Genomic DNA, 15677 nt, shown 5'->3' on the forward strand with positions numbered 1-15677 from the left:
TAACTCGCTTTCCCACCACACCAACTCCAGGGAGTCTGTCGATGGATCTCGGTCTCGCCAGCAAGGTCGTCCTCATCACGGGCGGCAGCGGCTCGATCGGCGGTCACCTCGCCGGCGCGTTCGCGGCCGAGGGCGCCAGGGTGGCGATCACGTATCACCGCAACAAGGACGGCGCGCTGCAGGTGGCGGAGGATGTCATCAAGCAGGGCGGCGAGGCGATCACCGTCCAGTACGACCTGACCGACCCCGAGTCGATCAGCGCCGCCTTCGACACGGTCACCACGAAATGGGGTGGCGTGGACGTGCTCATCGTCAACGCCTCGGCCATTCCGGGAACGAAGGTCGACCCGGTCGCCTTCGAGGACATCTCCGTCGAGGAGTGGCAGTCGTCGCTGCGCGCCGACGTGGAGGGGTCCTTCCACACCGTGCAGGCCGCCCTGCCCGGCATGAAGGAGCGGGGCTGGGGACGGATCGTCTTCATCTCGGCCAACATCGTCCAGCGCGGCGGCGCCGGTGACGAGGCGTTCGTCGCGAGCAAGATGGCCATGCACGGCCTGAGCAGGACGCTCGCCACCGAGCTGGCGCCGGAGGGCATCCTCGTCAACGTCGTCGCCCCCGGCCCGACCGTCACCAAGGGCTTCCTCGCGCGGGTCCCCGACGAGTACAAGCAGGACCTCGACGGCAAGTCCCCGGAGCAGATCAAGCGCTTCCTGAACCGGGGCAAGCCGGCCGGTCACATCTCCTCGCCCCAGGACGTGGCGGGCATCGTCCTGTACTTCGCCTCCGCGACCAACGGTAACGTCACCGGCAGCGTGGTCCACGTCGCCGGAGGCAACTAGCGGCGGCCGGACACCTTCCCCGGGATCGGCGGCTCGGCCGCCGGTCCCGGGTTTTTCTCCTCCCTCTCCTGTTTTCTCAGTACTTTTCGGTTTTCTCAGTCCCGGACCTGGATCGTCCCGGTGGGGCAGCGCCGCGCGGCGGCGCGGACCCTGTCGTGCAGCGCGGCCGGCGGCTCGGGGGCGAGGAGCAGCACGACGCACTCCTCCTCGTCCTGCCCGAACACCTCGGGCACCGAGAGCGCGCACAGCCCGCTGCTGCAGCACTTCTCCGGGTCGACGAAGACGCGCATCACGCTCACCAGGCGATCGGGATCTCGACGAGGCCCTCGATGAGGGTGCCCTCCGTGCGCCGCAACTCCTCCGCCGGGATCGCCAGGCGCAGGGTGGGGAACCGCCGGAGCAGGGTCGCCAGCGCGGTCTCCAGCTCCACCCGCGCCAGCGCGGCGCCGATGCAGAAGTGCGGGCCGACGCTGAAGGTGAGGTGCGGGTTCTCCGCGCGGGTGATGTCGAGGTCGTCGGGCCGGTCGAAGACCCGCTCGTCCCAGTTCGCGGACTCCACCGCCGGGATGACGCCGGACCCCTTGGGGATCGTCACGCCGCCGACCACGATGTCCTCGGTGACGTAGCGCAGCATCGACAGCGAACCGCTCATCAGCTTCCAGCGCAGCAGCTCCTCCACCGCGCCCGACAGCAGCCTCTCGTCCGCGCGCAGCAGCTTCAGCTGCTCGGGCTCGGCGAGCAGCTTGGCCACGGTCAGGCCGAGCTGGCTGGCGGTGGTCTCGTACCCGACGAGCAGCAGCAGCCGGCACCACCAGTGCAGCTCGTACTCGCTCAGCCGGGTGTCGTCCTCGTCGTGCACGTTGATCAGTGCGCTGACCAGGTCGTCCGCCGGGTTCTCGCGCTTGGCCGCGATCAGCGCGCCCATGTACTCGTTCAGCTCGCCCAGCGCGCCGTGGATCTGTTCCCTGGTGTACTTGCCGGTGGACAGGAAGTGGTCCGTCCAGCGGCGGAACCGGTGCTGGTCCTGCGCGGGGACGCCCAGCAGGTCGCAGATGACGCGGATGCTGAGCGGGAAGGACAGCTCCTCGGACACGTTCACCGGCGGCGCCTTGGCGGCCATCGCGTCGATGAGCTCGTCGGTGATCTCCTGCACGCGCGGGCGGAGCCGCTCCACCCGGGTCGCGGTGAACGCCTTCATCACCAGCCGCCGCACCCGGGTGTGCTCGGGCGGGTCGGGGTCCATCTTCGAGTCCTGGAACATCATGTTGTTCTTGCTGACCCGGGGGGCGTCGGGGCGGTTCAGGTTGCGGCTGACCCGCAGGTCGGTCAGCACGCTGCGGACGTCCTCGTGCCGCGTCACCAGGTAGGCCTCGTCCCCGCTGGGGAGGACCACCCTCAGCACGGGTTCGTCGCGCAGCGCGCCCAGCTCCTTGGGCACGGCCAGCGGGCCCGGACGGCGGAACGGGTACGGGATGGGATTGGCGGTCATGGCTGCCTGCCTTCTGTTGGGTCGTTCACCACGCGACGGGAACCTCGCGGAACCCCAGGTCCAGCGGGCTGTCGTGGTGGCGCAGCTCGCTCGGCGGAACGGCCAGGCGCAGCGTGGGCATCCTGCGGATCAGCACCTCCAGCGCCACCTGCAGCTCCAGCCTGGCCAGCGCCGCCCCCATGCAGAAGTGGGGCCCGGCGCTGAAGACGAGGTGCTGCTTGTCCGCCCGGGTGATGTCCAGCCGCTGCGGGTCGGGGAAGACCGTCTCGTCGAAGTTGGCGGACTCCAGGACCGGGATCAGCCCCGACCCCTTGGGGACCGTCACGCCGCCGATCTCGATGTCGTCGGTGACCAGGCGCAGCATCGACAGCGAGTGCCCCGCGATCTGGCAGCGCAGCAGTTCCTCCACCGCGTCGGGGATCAGCGCCGGGTCCTCGCGCAGCAGGTCGAGCTGGTCGCGGTGGGTGAGCAGCAGGACGGCGCTGCCACAGAGCTGCGTCGCCGTCGTCTCGAACCCTGCCAGCAGCAGGATCACGCACCACACGTGCAGCTCGTGGGCGCTCAGCCGGCCGTCGTCCTCGTCGTGCACCCCGATCAGGGCGCTGATCAGGTCGTCGCCGGGGTCGCGGCGCTTGGCCTCGATCAGCTCCCCCATGTACTGCCACGCCTCGTTCAGCGAGCCGCGGAACCGCCCCTGGTCCTCGGGCGGCACGCCGAGCAGGCCGCAGATGACCCGCAGGGTGAGCGGTACGGCGAACGCCTCGTGCAGGTCGGCCGGCGAGTCCCGCGCAAGCAGGTCGGTGACCAGCTCCTCGGCCACCCGCCGCACGTGCGGGCGCAGCGACTCCACCCGGGTCGCGGTGAACGCCTTGGCCATCAGCCGCCGCATGCGCGTGTGCTCGGGCGGATCCCGGTCGATCTTGGGGTTCTGGAAGACCTTCGTCTTCTGCTCGGTCATCCGCGGCGCCCCCGGCCGGTCCCGGTTGCGGCTCAGCCTGGGGTCGGAGAGCACCCGCCGGATGTCCTCGTACCGCGTCACCAGGAACGCCTCGTCCCCGCTGGGCAGTGTCACCCGGACCACCGGCTCCTTGCGCAGCGTGAGCAGCGCCTCCGGCGGGCCGGCCGCAGCCGGCCACTCGAACGGGAACTGCGGCGCCGAGGACTTCATGGATCGTCTCCCCATCGATGATGGATCACCGTGATCGCCCCATCGTCGTGGGCGCCGCTTGAGGCCGGGCCGAGAAGCGCTGGAAGCGCGGGCCGGCGCCTCCAGCCGTCTTCTAACGGCCCCTGACATGGTGGGCGCAACCAAGCATGCGTGAGCAGGGAAGGTGCCTATGCGCGTCTTGTTCGTCACCACGAACTGGGGATCGCACTACTACCATCTCGTCCCGCTCGTATGGGCGATGCGCGCCTCCGGTCACGAGGTGTACGTGAGCAGCGAGCCCTCCTTCACCGAGACGATCGTCCGCTCTGGAGCGACCGCCGTTCCGACGAGCCGGGACGTCGACCAGGCCGAGCTGCGCAAACGGGTGCTGGCCGACCCGCCGGACTGGCCGGAGGAGGCGCCGGAGGGCGTGTCCGACGAGGAGTGGAAGGGCGGCTGGCGGGACGTCTCGCGCCGGGCCTTCCCGATGTTCGCGGCGCTGGCCGGGGAGCTCGCCGACGACCTGATGCGGTACGCCAGGGCGCTGCGGCCCGACCTGATCGTGTACGAGCCGACCAGCTTCGTCGCCCCCCTGGTCGGCGCGGCGCTGGGCATTCCCGCCGTCCGGCACGTGCTGGGTGTGGACGTCATCTACATGGCGCGCAACATCGTGCCGCCGCTGCTGCGTCCGCTGGCCGAGCGGCTCGGCGTGGGCGACCTGGGCGACGTGGACATCCTCGGCCAGGCCACGATCGACAACTGCCCGCCCAGCATGCAGCTGCCCTCCGAGGTCAACCGGATCATGACGCGCTTCGTGCCGTACAACGGTCCCGGGGCGATACCGGACTGGTTGCTCGAGCCGTCGCCGCGGCGACGGGTCTGCGTCAGCTGGGGCCTGTGCGCCTCAGACCGCGGCCGCGGCTTCCTGGTGCCCGAGCTCGTCAAGGCGCTCTCCGACCTCGACGCCGAGATCGTCGTCACGCTCTCCGCGGCCGACCGCAAGAACCTGCGGGAGGGCGAGCTGCCGGACGACGTACGGGTGATGGAGGCCCTGCCGCTGCACCTGCTGATGCCGAGCTGCGACGTGATGCTGCACCAGAGCGGGATCAGCACGATGCTGACCGCGCTGAACTACGGCGTCCCCCAGCTCGTCGTGCCGCAGATGCCCGACGAGCTCATGGAGTCCCGGCCGCTCGTCGCCGCGGGCGCAGGCATCGCGGTGGCCCCGGAGGCCGATCTCGACACCTTCGCCGAGCGCGTCGCCGAGCTGCTCACCGTCCCCTCCTACCGCGACGCCGCCGCCGGGCTGCGCGAGGAGATCCGGCGGCAGCCCGCGCCCACCGAGATCGTCTGGGAGCTTGAGGCCTTCACCCGGACCTGAGCGCCCCGCCGCCCGTCAGCCTCGAACCGAAGGTGGTCAGCCGTGATCGAATCAAACCAGAAACCCGCCTCCCCCGCCGAGGCGGTCTTCCGCCTCTCCACCGGCATGTCCGCCGCGGCCATCGTCCTGGCCGCGGCACGGCTCCGGATCGCCGACGCGGTCGGCGACGAGCCCATGCCGGTACGCGACATCGCGGTCAAGCTCGGCGCCGACCCGGACGCCCTGACCCGGATGCTCCGCGCGCTGGCGGCGTTCGGCGTCTTCCGCCAGGTCGACCCGGCCACGTACGAGCACACCGACATGTCGCGGGCCATGCGCACCGACCATCCCGAGCGGGTGCACGACAGGTTGCTGACCGGCGGCGACTGGGGGTGGACGATGTGGAGCAAGCTCCCCCAGGCGATCCGCACCGGCGAAAGCGCCTTCAAGGAGGAGTACGGCACCGACTTCTTCTCCTACCTCGACGCCAACCCCGACGCCCAGGACATGATCTACCGGGGGGTGACCGCGTGGTCGGACCCGATGCTCCCGAGCATGGTGGACGCGCTCGACCTGACCGGGGTGCGCACGTTCGCCGACATGGGAGGCGGCAGGGGCGCCCTCCTGCGCCTGGTGCTCCAGCGGAACCCGCACATGGACGGCCTGCTCTTCGAGGACGAGCGGACGTTGCGCGTGGTGCTGGACGACCTCAGGACGGGTGAGCTGGCCACGCGGTGCCGGCTGGTCTCCGGGGACTTCTTCGAGAAGGTCGAGTACCCGGCCGACCTCTACTTCTTCAAGCTCACCCTGCACATGTACGACGACGAGCAGGTCGCGCGAGCCCTGCGCAGCTGCGCGGAGGCGGCGGCCCCCGGCGCCCGGGTCGTCATCGCCGACCCCCTGCTGACCGACCCCCCGGTCCACCCGTTCGCGTCGAGCATGGACCTGCACATGCTCCTGGTGATGGGCGGGCGCGAGCGCACCGAGGAGGGCTACCGGGCCGTGTTCGAGCGGGCCGGGCTGCGCTTTCGCGGTGTGACCCCCACGGACGGCGTGCTGCACCTCGCGGAGGGCGAGGTCGTGGCCTGACATCGGAGCGGACGGCACGCGGCCGGCGGCCGGTCCCCCTGGCAGGGGGACCGGCCGCCGGCCGTGTCACCTCTGTGTGGACGCCGCGTCACCGGCGGATCGGCGGCCGGCCCTGTCACCGGTGGGCCGGCCGCCGGTCGTGTCACCGCCGTACCGCCGTGGGGCGATCGAGAGCCGCGCTACCAGGGGATCGTCCGCCGGCCGCGGAGGAACGCCCCCGTGGGCCCGTCCTCGGGGAGCGTCGCCGCCCAGGCGATGTCCACCGCGGCGTCCTGGGGCGTCCGCTCCGCGCCCGGGTACATGCGGGTGCGCACCCTGCCGGGGTTGACCGCGTTCACCAGCACGCCGCGGTCGCGGGTCTCCTCGGCGAGCAGCACCGTGACGGCGTTGAGCGCGGCCTTCGACACCGAGTAGGCGGGGGCGCCCGTGAAGAGGCCGTTGCTGAACGCGCCGGTGCCGCTGGAGACCATGACGATCCGGCCCCAGCCCCGCTCCAGCATGTCCGGCAGGAACATCTGGCTGACCCGCCAGGCGCCCACGGTGTTCACCCGCAGGTGACGCTCGACCAGATCGGGGGGCACCGACGACGGGGACGTCCCTCCGTCGAGCAGGACGCCCGCGTTGTTGACCAGGATGTCCACCGCCCCGGCCCGTTCCCGGCAGCGGCGCGCGCTCTTGTCGTCGGTGACGTCGAGCGCCACGGCCAGCGTGTCGCCGCCGATCTCGGCGGCGACACGCCCTGCCTCCCGCTCGTCCCGCCCCGCCACGACCACCCGGTGCCCCAGGCCGGCGAGGGCCTCGCAGACCGCCCTGCCGAGACCGCGGTTGGCCCCCGTGACGAGGGCCGTCCTGCGCGCCGCCGTCTCGTTCACGCCGGCCCGGTCTTGCCGGCGACGGGACCGACCCTGTCGGTGACGGGCTCGGCCTCGGCGGCGTCGGAGAAGCGCAGGCCACGCCCGAGGCCGGCCACCAGGAGCCCGACGCAGACGACGAGCAGGCCCAGGCCCAGGTAGTAGTACTGGTCGGGTACCACGTCGGCGAGGTGCACGACCTGGCTGCTCAGCCCGGCGCCGAGGGCGCTGAACAGCCAGACCAGGCCGATGGTCCGCCCGATGAACGCGGAGGAGGTGACCTCCGCCGCCGCGGCGATCCCCACCGGGCCGATGATGACCTCACCGCAGGCCACCAGGAAGAACGCCGCCAGCAGCCAGAGCGCCGACACCTTGCCGCCGTCGGAGGCCGACGCCGCGGCCCCGTACATGACGACGAAGGCGGTGCCCACCAGCAGCAGTGCCGCCCCGAACTTGGTCGGCGAGCCGATCCTGTCGTCGAACCGCACCCACAGCCAGGCGAACACCGGGGCGGAGACCAGGATGAAGAACGGGATCACCGACTGGAACCAGCTCCCCGGCAGGGTGAAGCCGAACAGGTCGCGCTCGGTGGAGTTCTTGGCGAACAGGTTGAGCATCGACCCCGACTGGCCCGCCAGCATCCAGAACATGGAGAACGACAGCAGCAGCCAGAAGAAGGCGCGCAGCCGCCGCCTGCCGCCCTCGCCCATCGCGGGGTTGCGCGACAGCAGCCGGAAGTAGACGAACGGCACCGTCAGGGCGACGAGGCCGAAGGCCGCGACGAGATGCATGATGGTGAAGGTGCCGGCCACGACGTCCAGCGCGATCAGGGCGGCGAGCACCGCGACGATCGTCACCGTCCGGCGGAGCACCTTCGTCCGCTCCCGGTCCCCGGCCGGATGCGGCGGCACCTTGCCGATCTCGCCGAAGTGCCGGCCGCCCATCGCGAACTGCGCGACGCCGAACGTCATACCGACGCCCGCGGCGGCGAACCCCCAGTGCCAGCCGAGGGTCTCCCCGAGGAGGCCCACCACCAGCGGGGCGATCAGCGCGCTGATCTGGATGCTGACGTAGAGGATGGAGAACGCGGCCTCGCGCCTGGCCCGCTCACCCGTGCCGAAGAATCCGCTGATCAGCGCGAACATGTTGGGCTTGAGCAGGCCGGTGCCCAGCGCGATGAGCAGCAGCCCGAGGTAGGAGGTCGCGTCGCTCGGGATCGCCATGCTGTAGTGGCCGAGCGCGATCAGGATCCCGCCCCACAGCACCCCCCGCCAGGCGCCGAGGATCCGGTCCCCGAGCCAGCCGCCGGGAAGGGAGAGCACGAAGACCAGGCCGATGTAGGAGCCGTACATGGCCGACGCCTCGGTCATGCTCAGGCCCAGCCCGCCCTCGCTCCGGTCGGCGGCGGCGTACAGCGTCAGGATCGCCATCATCCCGTAGAAGCTGAAGCGCTCCCAGATGTCGGTGAGGAAGATGGTCGCGAACCACCGCGGATAGCCGAAGGCTGCTTTCGAACTCATTTCGATCTCCAGGCGGCATACTTGAGGGGGTGATCCCGATCGGACCGGGAGTTCACGAACAGCCGCCGTGATCCCGCAGGATCGTCAGGTAGCGGTTCGGGTCGGTGGGGGTGGGGGCGAGGACCGGTTCGGCGCCGACGGTCTCGGTCCCCTCGGGGGAGACGACCACGACGGTCTCGTCCCCGTCGGCGGCCACGACCACGACGGCGGTCCTGGTCCTGGTGGCCGTGACCTGCTCCCGGGTCATGCCCATGAAGTAGACGATCTCCTCGTGGTTCGTCGTCTCGGCGAAGTTCTCGAAGCCCGTCTTGTAGTAGAGGTCCACCCGGGTCGGCGCGGGTGACAGATCCGGCTCGCGGTCCGCGCGCAGGTCGGCGACGATCTCCGGGATGGGATAGGCCAGTTCGACGCCGGCCCGCATGTGGTACTTCTCGCCCTCCACCTCGACCAGGGGCAGCGGGACGACGTCCTGCGAGGGGTCGTCCTCCTTGCGGTATATCGGCCGGGTGAGCAGGTCGTACCGGAAGATCTCGTCGAGCACCGGGGCGGTGTCGGCGGGCAGCACGGGGCGCATCGACTCGCTCCACCACCGCTGGAGGAGCCGCTGGGCGTCGCCGCTGCCGTAGAGGTAGCCGAGGGCGGGCCCGTAGGAGTCCTGGTCGGCGGCGGCCAGGGACTGCGCGGTCAGCAGCGGCGCGGCGCGCGGGTCGTCGGTCCCCTCGATCCACTCCTCGAAGTTGCGCAGGACCTGGGACTGGGTCATCCCGGCCAGCTTGAGCGCCGGGACCCAGAGGTGGCGCAGGATCATGTACTCCGCCATCAGCCGCGCCCAGAAGAGGAAGCGCTGCATGCGCTTGTTCTCCTCGAACGTCATCGTGTTGTGGCTGAGGACGTACTCGAAGTCGTCGGTGTCCCCGCGGACCGAGACGATGCCGTACTCGGCCTTCTTCTCGGAGTACTCGGTGTTGGGCAGCATCAGCAGCGGATACACCGCGATGCGCGAGACCTTGCGCGCCAGCCGGTCATACCCCTCGAAGAAGGTCTCGATGGTCTCGCCCGGCGCTCCCCACAGGAGCTCGGCGTAGCATTCGAGGCCCTCCTCGCTCAGCCAGGCGGCGAGGTCCTCCCACGCGTTGACCTTCATGTTCTTGCGGTTCATCTCGCGCAGGGCGGTGTCGCTCAGCGTCTGCAGGGCGAGCGTGAACGAGCTGCGCAGCCCCGCCTGCTTCATCTTCCTGACGATGGAGTAGAAGACCTTCGACTTGTTCTTGGCCCACGAGCTCTCCAGGGCCTTCGGGTAGCCGTATTTCTGGCGGATCTGGATCAGGTCGTCGACGAACTCCTCGTCGATCGGGAGCAGTCCGAAGTTGGCGTCGCACAGCGCGATCGTGTGGACGTTCATCTTCGCGAAGAGTTCGAGTTCGGCCCGGAGCCGTTCCCGGGAGAAGGCCCGGACCCGCTGTCCCGTCGCACCGCCCCAGTAGCAGAACGAGCACTTGTAGGGGCACCCGCGGTTGGTCTCCATGAGTGCCACGTCGTACAGGAATTTCCCGTCGGCGTCGGTGAGCTCTATGGCCCCGGTGAGCACGGGGGACGGGATGACGTCGAGGTCGTCGATCCGTTCCGGCACCGCCGTCGTGACCGTCTCCCCGGCCGTGTCCTTGAAGGAGATGCCGATGATCTCGTGGAGGTCGTGGCGCGAGTGGCCGTCCAGGTAGGCGCCGAGGAGGTCGCGGAAGACGAGCTCGCCCTCGCCGTTGACGATGACGTCGACCTCGGGGAACATCCCGAAGACCCGGTCGGCCTGGTTGGCCACGTGCGTTCCCCCGAAGACGACCCAGCCGTCGGGGTTCATCTGCTTGAAGGTCTCCGCGAGCGTCCCGAAGGCGCGGTAGTTCCACCCCAGGACGGAGCACGCGAGAATGTCCGGCGGATCACCCTGGAAGAAATCGGCGGCCATTTCCGGAAGAGTGACGGCTCCCCGGTAGTTGCAGATCTTGATGTCCGCCCTAGCCGCGATTCGCTCGTCCGCGTAGGCGGTGGACTTGAGATATCCGGCCGCGAGCGGCATGGACTCAAGGGGCATTTCCCAGACGCCCTGCTGCAGAATATGTACGAGGATCCGACCATCAGCCTTCACGTAGATCTCCTAACGTGATCTACCCACTAAATGTCGACATAGTGTCATTTGCCGCTCGTCGAATCCTCGCGGGTACCTTGAATCGAATTGATATGGCTGTCGAGCGCGGCACCATCGGAGCCGATTTCGCTCACCGCACGTCCATTTCGTCGATCAGCGCGGTGGTGTGCTTGGCGGCCCGATAGACCGGGTGCTCCAGCACTTCCCTGAGGAAGTCGCGGGTCGTGCACACCCCCGGGCCCTCGACGCGGAACTCGCCGAGCGCGCGGTCCGCGCGGGCGATGGCCTGACGCCGGTCGGGCGCCCAGACCACGACCTTGGCGAGCAGCGGATCGTAGTCGGGCGTCACCCGCATGCCGGACTCCCCGTGGGTGTCCACCCGGACGAACGGCCCGGCCGGCGGCACGAATTCGTGGATCGTCCCCGGGGTCGGCAGGAACCCCCGGCGCGGGTCTTCGGCGTTGACGCGGCACTCGATGGCCACCCCGCGGGGGACGACGTCCTCCTGCCGGATGGTCAGGCCGTACCCGGCGGCCACGTGGAGCTGCTCGCGGACCAGGTCGACGCCGGTCACCATCTCGGTCACCGGGTGCTCCACCTGGATCCGGCAGTTGACCTCCATGGCGTGGAACCCGTCCTCGTCGTCGACGAGGAACTCGTACGTCCCGGCGCCGGCGTAGTCGACGGCTCGGGCCGCCCGCACCGCGGCGGCGCAGATCCGGTCCGCGAGCTCCCGGGACAGCCCCGGCGCCGGGGTCTCCTCGAGCAGCTTCTGCCGCCGCCGCTGCACGGAGCAGTCCCGTTCCCCGAGGTGGAGCACGTTGCCGCGGCCGTCCCCGAGGATCTGCACCTCGATGTGCCGGGCGTTCTCCAGGAAGCGCTCAAGGTAGACCCGGGAGTCGCCGAACGCCGTCTGGGCGCCCGCCCTCGCCTGGGCGTACTCGCGTGCGAGGTCACGGGGGTCGCGCACCACCCGCATGCCCCGGCCGCCGCCCCCGGCGACGGCCTTGATGATGACCGGGTAGCCGATCTCGGCGGCGATCGACCGCGCCTGCGCCAGCGTCGCCAGCGGCTTGGAGCTGCCCGGCAGGACCGGGAGCCCCGCCGCCGTGGCGATGTTGCGCGCCTCCGCCTTGTCGCCGAGCCGGGCGAGCAGCGAGGCGGCGGGCCCGATGAAGGTCAGCCCGGCGTCCTCGCAGATCTCGGCGAAGTCGGGGTCCTCGGACAGAAAGCCGTAGCCGGGGTGCACCGCGTCGGCCCCCACCTGCAGCGCCGCCGTGACGACCGCGGCGGGGTTGAGGTAGCTGCGCCGCGCCTCCGAGGGGCCGATGCGGACGGACTCGTCGGCGAAACGGGCCACCGTGGAGTCGCGGTCGCTGTCGGAGCAGACCGCGACGGTGCGGATGCCGAGCTCACGGCAGGTACGCGCGATGCGCAGCGCGATCTCTCCGCGGTTAGCGATCAGAACCGTCGAGAACATGCGTTCCCCTCACCGTCGGCGACTCCGTGGCCCGCAGGGGTTCGAGCACGAACAGCGGCTCGCCGTACTCCACCGGGTCCCCGTTCTTGACGAGGATCTCGACCACGCGGCCGGGCCTGTCGGCCTCGACCGCGTTCATCAGCTTCATCGCCTCGATGACCGCCACCTGCTGGCCCGCCTCGACGGTGTCGCCGACCTCGACGAACGCCCGGCTCTCCGGGGAGGGCGCGCGGTAGAAGGTCCCGACCAGGGGCGCCTCGAGCACGGCGGCGTCCGGTGGCATCCGCAGGTCGGCCGGTGCCTGGACGGCCGCGACCGCCTGAACGGTCTGGACGGCGGGGGCGGGGGCCCCGGCGGTCTCCGGCCATTCGACCTCGACGCTCATGTCGCCCACCTGTACCCGCACCCGCTTCAGGGGGCCGGGGGTCGTGCTGAGGATCTCGCCGGCCTGCCTGCAGAGCTCGCCGATGCCGCTGTGCCTGGTGTGATCGTCGGTCATGTGTTCCTCGCGTCCTCGTTGCCGTATCGGCGGAAGCGGCGCCGGCGCCGTTCCACCAGTTCGCGGGAGTTCAGCCGGGTCAGCTCGTGCAGGGTCGCGCGGAGCGCGGCGCGCAGCCGCTCCGCCGCCGCGGCGGGGTTCTCGTGCGCCCCGCCCTCGGGTTCCGGCACGACCGCGTCGACGATGCCCTGCCGGAGCAGGTCGCGGGCGTCGAGCCGCAACGCCGCCGCCGCCCGGGGCGCCTCGGCGCGGTCCTTCCAGAGAATGGCGGCGCATCCCTCGGGGCTGATGACCGAATAGACCGCGTTGGCGCAGGCCAGCACCCGGTCCGCGACGGCCAGCGCCAGCGCCCCGCCGCTGCCGCCCTCGCCGGTGATCACCGACACGATCGGCACCTTGAGCCCCGACATCAGGCGCAGGTTCTCCGCGATCGCCCACGCCTGGCCGCGTTCCTCGGCCTCGACGCCGGGATGCGCCCCGGGCGTGTCCACGAGCGTGACGACCGGGAGGCCGAGTTTGCCCGCCAGCCGCATCAGCCGGGCGGCCTTGCGGTAGCCCTCGGGCAGCGCCATGCCGAAGTTGCGGGCGACCCGCTCGGCGGTGTTGTGGCCCTTCTGGTGTCCGATGAGGACGATCGGCCGTCCGTCGAGGCGGCCGATGCCGCCCACGATGGCGGGGCAGTCGCCCGAGAGCCGGTCGCCCTTCAGTTCCTGGAAGTCGTCGAGCAGCTGGTAGACGTAGTCCAGTGTGGTCGGGCGGTCCTCGTGCCGGGCGAGCCTCACCACCTCCCAGGGGTCGCGCTCGGGCAGTTCCGCGGGGTCGTCGATGAGCCGCACCGTCTCCGGCGCCTGGCCGGGAACCCCCGCCGGGCGCACCACGCCGAGCAGCGCGCCGAGCACCGGCCTGAGGGCGGAACGGGGAACCACGGCGTCGAGGAATCCTCGCGCCTGCATGAACTCCGCGCTCTGGAAGCCCTCGGGCAGCTCCTGCCGGATCGTCTGCTGGATCACCCGCGGCCCGGCGAAGCCGATACGCGCCCCCGACTCGGCCAGGATCACGTCGGTCAGCGTCGCGAAGGACGCCGCCACGCCGCCGTAGGTGGGATTGGTGATGAGCGAGACGGTCAGGATGCCCGCCTCGTCCAGCTCGGCGAGCGCCTGGCTGGTCTTCGCCATCTGCATCAGGGAATAGGCGCCCTCCTGCATGCGCGCGCCGCCGGAGGCGGTGACCAGGAGCAGGGGGGTACGCGTGCGCAGCGCCGTCTCGCAGGCGCGGACGATGCGCTCCCCCACCCCGACGCCGAGGCTGCCGCCGAGAAACCGGAAGTCCATCACCGCGGCGATCACGGGGTGGTTCATGATGGAGGCGGTGACACAGGTGATGGCCTCGGCCGCCCCGGTGCGCTCCCTGGCCTGCCGCAGCCGGTCGGGATAGGGGCGGGAGTCGGCGAACCCGATCGGGTCCTCGACCGTGGCCGGGGGCTCGAAGGGCACGGCCGAGCCGGCGTCCAGCAGCTGCGCCATCCGCTGCGACGCGGTCAGGCGAGTGTGCGTCCCGCAGCCGGGACACACACCTAGATCGCGCTCGAACCGCTTGACATAGATGAGTTCGCGACACTCGGGACAGCTCGTCCACTGTGCCGCTTCCGGCGCCTCTGTTTGCACATCCACGCCTGCAGCCTGATCCGCGTCCCTCAACGACCGCTGGTCAACGGCTGTACCGCCCGCTCCCGGACACACCCGGCGCTCCACGGGTCCTCGAGCGACCGTGGAGCACCGCCTTCGACACTTGGGCCGGTGTCCGCCAGGACCATCGGGGGGAGGCCGCGACCGTGCGACCCGCCTCCGAGGGCCGGTGCGCACGGCTGGCGGCTGACGGCCCCGCACTCACACCGCAGGGAGTCTCTGTATGCGCTTTCTTCCCGACTTGCGTGAGCCGAAGGTGGCGATCGTGGGCTTCGGCTGGGTCGGCTGCTGCCTCGGCGTCGCACTGGCCGACCGAGGCCTGTACGTGACGGGCATCGACAGCAATCCCGGCCTGGTCGCCGAGCTGAGGGCGGGGCGGTGCCGCATCGCCGAACCCGGGCTCGCCGAGGCCCTGGAGAGGCTGCGGGACTCGTCCCGGCTCACGTTCGACACCGGGTACGACGCGATCGAGGACGCCGACGTCATCGTCATCGCGGTCGGCACCCCGATCGCCCCCGACCGCTCGCTCGTCACCGCGCAGCTGGAGGCGGTCTGCGAGGCGCTCGCGCCACGGCTGCGACGCGGGCAGCTGGTGGTGCTGAAGAGCACCGTCGCCCCCGGCACCACCAAGGAACTCGTCCGGCCGCTGCTCGAGGCGGGCGGGCTGGTCCAGGGGGAGGACTTCGGACTCGTCTTCTGCCCGGAACGGCTGTCGGAGGGCAACGCCCTCTCCGAACTGGTCGAGCTCCCCGTCATCGTGGGGGGCTGCGACCCCGACAGCACGCAGTCGGCGACGGCGTTCTGGAAGCGGGTGCTCGGCGTACCCGTCTGGGAGTACGCCTCACCCGAGGTGGCCGAGATCATCAAGCTGGCCGACAACTGGTGGATCGACCACAACATCGCCATGGCCAACGACCTGGCCCGGTTGTGCGACGCCTTCCGGGTCGACGTCCTGGAGGTCATCTCCGGGGCGAACTCACTTCCCAAGGGCAACAGCCACGTCAACATCCTGCTGCCCAGCGTGGGCGTGGGCGGCTACTGCCTGACCAAGGATCCGTGGATGACCTGGAGCGCCGCCCGCGGGCGCGGCGTGCGCCTCGACACCATCGAGACGGTGCGGGCGGTCAACGACGCGATGCCCGCCTACACCCACGAGACGATCTCGGCCGAGCTCACCCGGGCCGGCTGGGACCCCGGCCGCGCCAAGGTCGCGATACTCGGCGCGGCCTTCAAGAACAACACCGGGGACCTGCGGAGCACACCGGTCAAGCACGTCGTGGACGGTCTGCTCGCCGCCGGCACCACGGTGTCGATCTTCGACCCGCTCGCGGATCCGGACGAACTCCGTTCCACCATGGGCGTCGAGGGGTCCGCCACCCTGGAGGAGGCGGTGGACGGTGCCCACTGTCTCGCCGTGCTCGCGGGCCACGAACCGTTCCAGCAGCTGGACTTCGCCGCGCTGCGCGAGCGCGTCCCATCGCCCTGCCTGGTCTTCGACGGGCGGGCCTACTACTCACGGGAGACCATCTCCGAGCTGCGACGGCTCGGCTTCGGCTACCGCGGAATCGGACGGTGACG

General features: G+C 70.7%; 13 protein-coding genes. 4 read left to right on the forward strand and 9 right to left on the reverse strand.

Annotation, left to right across the window (positions count from 1 at the left end):
- Window positions 1-41: 41 nt before the first annotated feature.
- A complete protein-coding gene (locus OG587_RS32095) occupies window positions 42-839 on the forward strand; it encodes an SDR family NAD(P)-dependent oxidoreductase (RefSeq protein ID WP_329081917.1) in 798 nt (265 codons plus the stop codon).
- Between the two features lie 95 nt (window positions 840-934).
- On the opposite strand, the gene OG587_RS32100 is transcribed toward OG587_RS32095, so the two are convergent.
- Genes OG587_RS32100 through OG587_RS32110 form a run of 3 tightly spaced genes read right to left on the reverse strand, consistent with a single transcriptional unit; the run spans window position 935 to window position 3496 of the window.
- Window positions 935-1129: a ferredoxin gene (locus tag OG587_RS32100; protein ID WP_329094082.1), complete on the reverse strand. Its 195-nt coding sequence runs from the start codon at window positions 1127-1129 to the stop codon at window positions 935-937.
- Window positions 1130-1134: 5 nt separating this feature from the next.
- Window positions 1135-2328, reverse strand: coding sequence for a cytochrome P450 (locus OG587_RS32105; RefSeq protein WP_329081919.1), 1194 nt, complete (start codon window positions 2326-2328; stop codon window positions 1135-1137).
- Window positions 2329-2353: 25 nt separating this feature from the next.
- Window positions 2354-3496 carry a cytochrome P450 gene (locus tag OG587_RS32110; RefSeq protein ID WP_329081921.1) on the reverse strand — a complete coding sequence of 381 codons (1143 nt, stop codon included), beginning with the start codon at window positions 3494-3496 and terminating at the stop codon, window positions 2354-2356.
- A gap of 169 nt (window positions 3497-3665) precedes the next feature.
- Here OG587_RS32110 and OG587_RS32115 point away from each other — a divergent pair, with 169 nt between their 5' ends.
- On the forward strand, window positions 3666-4856 hold the full coding sequence (locus OG587_RS32115; protein ID WP_329081923.1) for a nucleotide disphospho-sugar-binding domain-containing protein: 1191 nt from the start codon (window positions 3666-3668) through the stop codon (window positions 4854-4856).
- Window positions 4857-4898: 42 nt separating this feature from the next.
- A complete protein-coding gene (locus OG587_RS32120) occupies window positions 4899-5924 on the forward strand; it encodes a methyltransferase (RefSeq protein WP_329081925.1) in 1026 nt (341 codons plus the stop codon).
- 179 nt (window positions 5925-6103) lie between these two features.
- Here the strand turns inward: OG587_RS32120 and OG587_RS32125 are convergent, their stop codons facing one another.
- From OG587_RS32125 to OG587_RS32150, 6 genes are all read right to left on the reverse strand, one after another.
- Window positions 6104-6796, reverse strand: coding sequence for an SDR family NAD(P)-dependent oxidoreductase (locus tag OG587_RS32125; protein ID WP_329081927.1), 693 nt, complete (start codon window positions 6794-6796; stop codon window positions 6104-6106).
- Window positions 6793-8295: a peptide MFS transporter gene (locus OG587_RS32130; protein WP_329081929.1), complete on the reverse strand. Its 1503-nt coding sequence runs from the start codon at window positions 8293-8295 to the stop codon at window positions 6793-6795. The genes OG587_RS32125 and OG587_RS32130 overlap by 4 nt, the downstream gene beginning before the upstream one ends.
- A gap of 52 nt (window positions 8296-8347) precedes the next feature.
- On the reverse strand, window positions 8348-10435 hold the full coding sequence (locus OG587_RS32135) for a KedN5 family methylcobalamin-dependent radical SAM C-methyltransferase (protein WP_329081931.1): 2088 nt from the start codon (window positions 10433-10435) through the stop codon (window positions 8348-8350).
- 130 nt (window positions 10436-10565) lie between these two features.
- Window positions 10566-11915, reverse strand: coding sequence for an acetyl-CoA carboxylase biotin carboxylase subunit (locus tag OG587_RS32140; protein ID WP_329081933.1), 1350 nt, complete (start codon window positions 11913-11915; stop codon window positions 10566-10568).
- Window positions 11890-12414, reverse strand: coding sequence for an acetyl-CoA carboxylase biotin carboxyl carrier protein (gene accB / locus OG587_RS32145; RefSeq protein WP_329081935.1), 525 nt, complete (start codon window positions 12412-12414; stop codon window positions 11890-11892). The genes OG587_RS32140 and accB overlap by 26 nt, the downstream gene beginning before the upstream one ends.
- Entirely contained in the window at window positions 12411-14084 is a 1674-nt protein-coding gene (locus OG587_RS32150; RefSeq protein WP_329081937.1) for an acetyl-CoA carboxylase carboxyltransferase subunit alpha, read from the reverse strand. The genes accB and OG587_RS32150 overlap by 4 nt, the downstream gene beginning before the upstream one ends.
- A gap of 238 nt (window positions 14085-14322) precedes the next feature.
- Here OG587_RS32150 and OG587_RS32155 point away from each other — a divergent pair, with 238 nt between their 5' ends.
- Entirely contained in the window at window positions 14323-15675 is a 1353-nt protein-coding gene (locus OG587_RS32155) for a nucleotide sugar dehydrogenase (RefSeq protein ID WP_329081939.1), read from the forward strand.
- Window positions 15676-15677: the final 2 nt, after the last annotated feature.

The sequence above is a fragment of the Streptosporangium sp. NBC_01469 genome, assembly GCF_036227305.1.
Lineage (GTDB): Bacteria > Actinomycetota > Actinomycetes > Streptosporangiales > Streptosporangiaceae > Streptosporangium.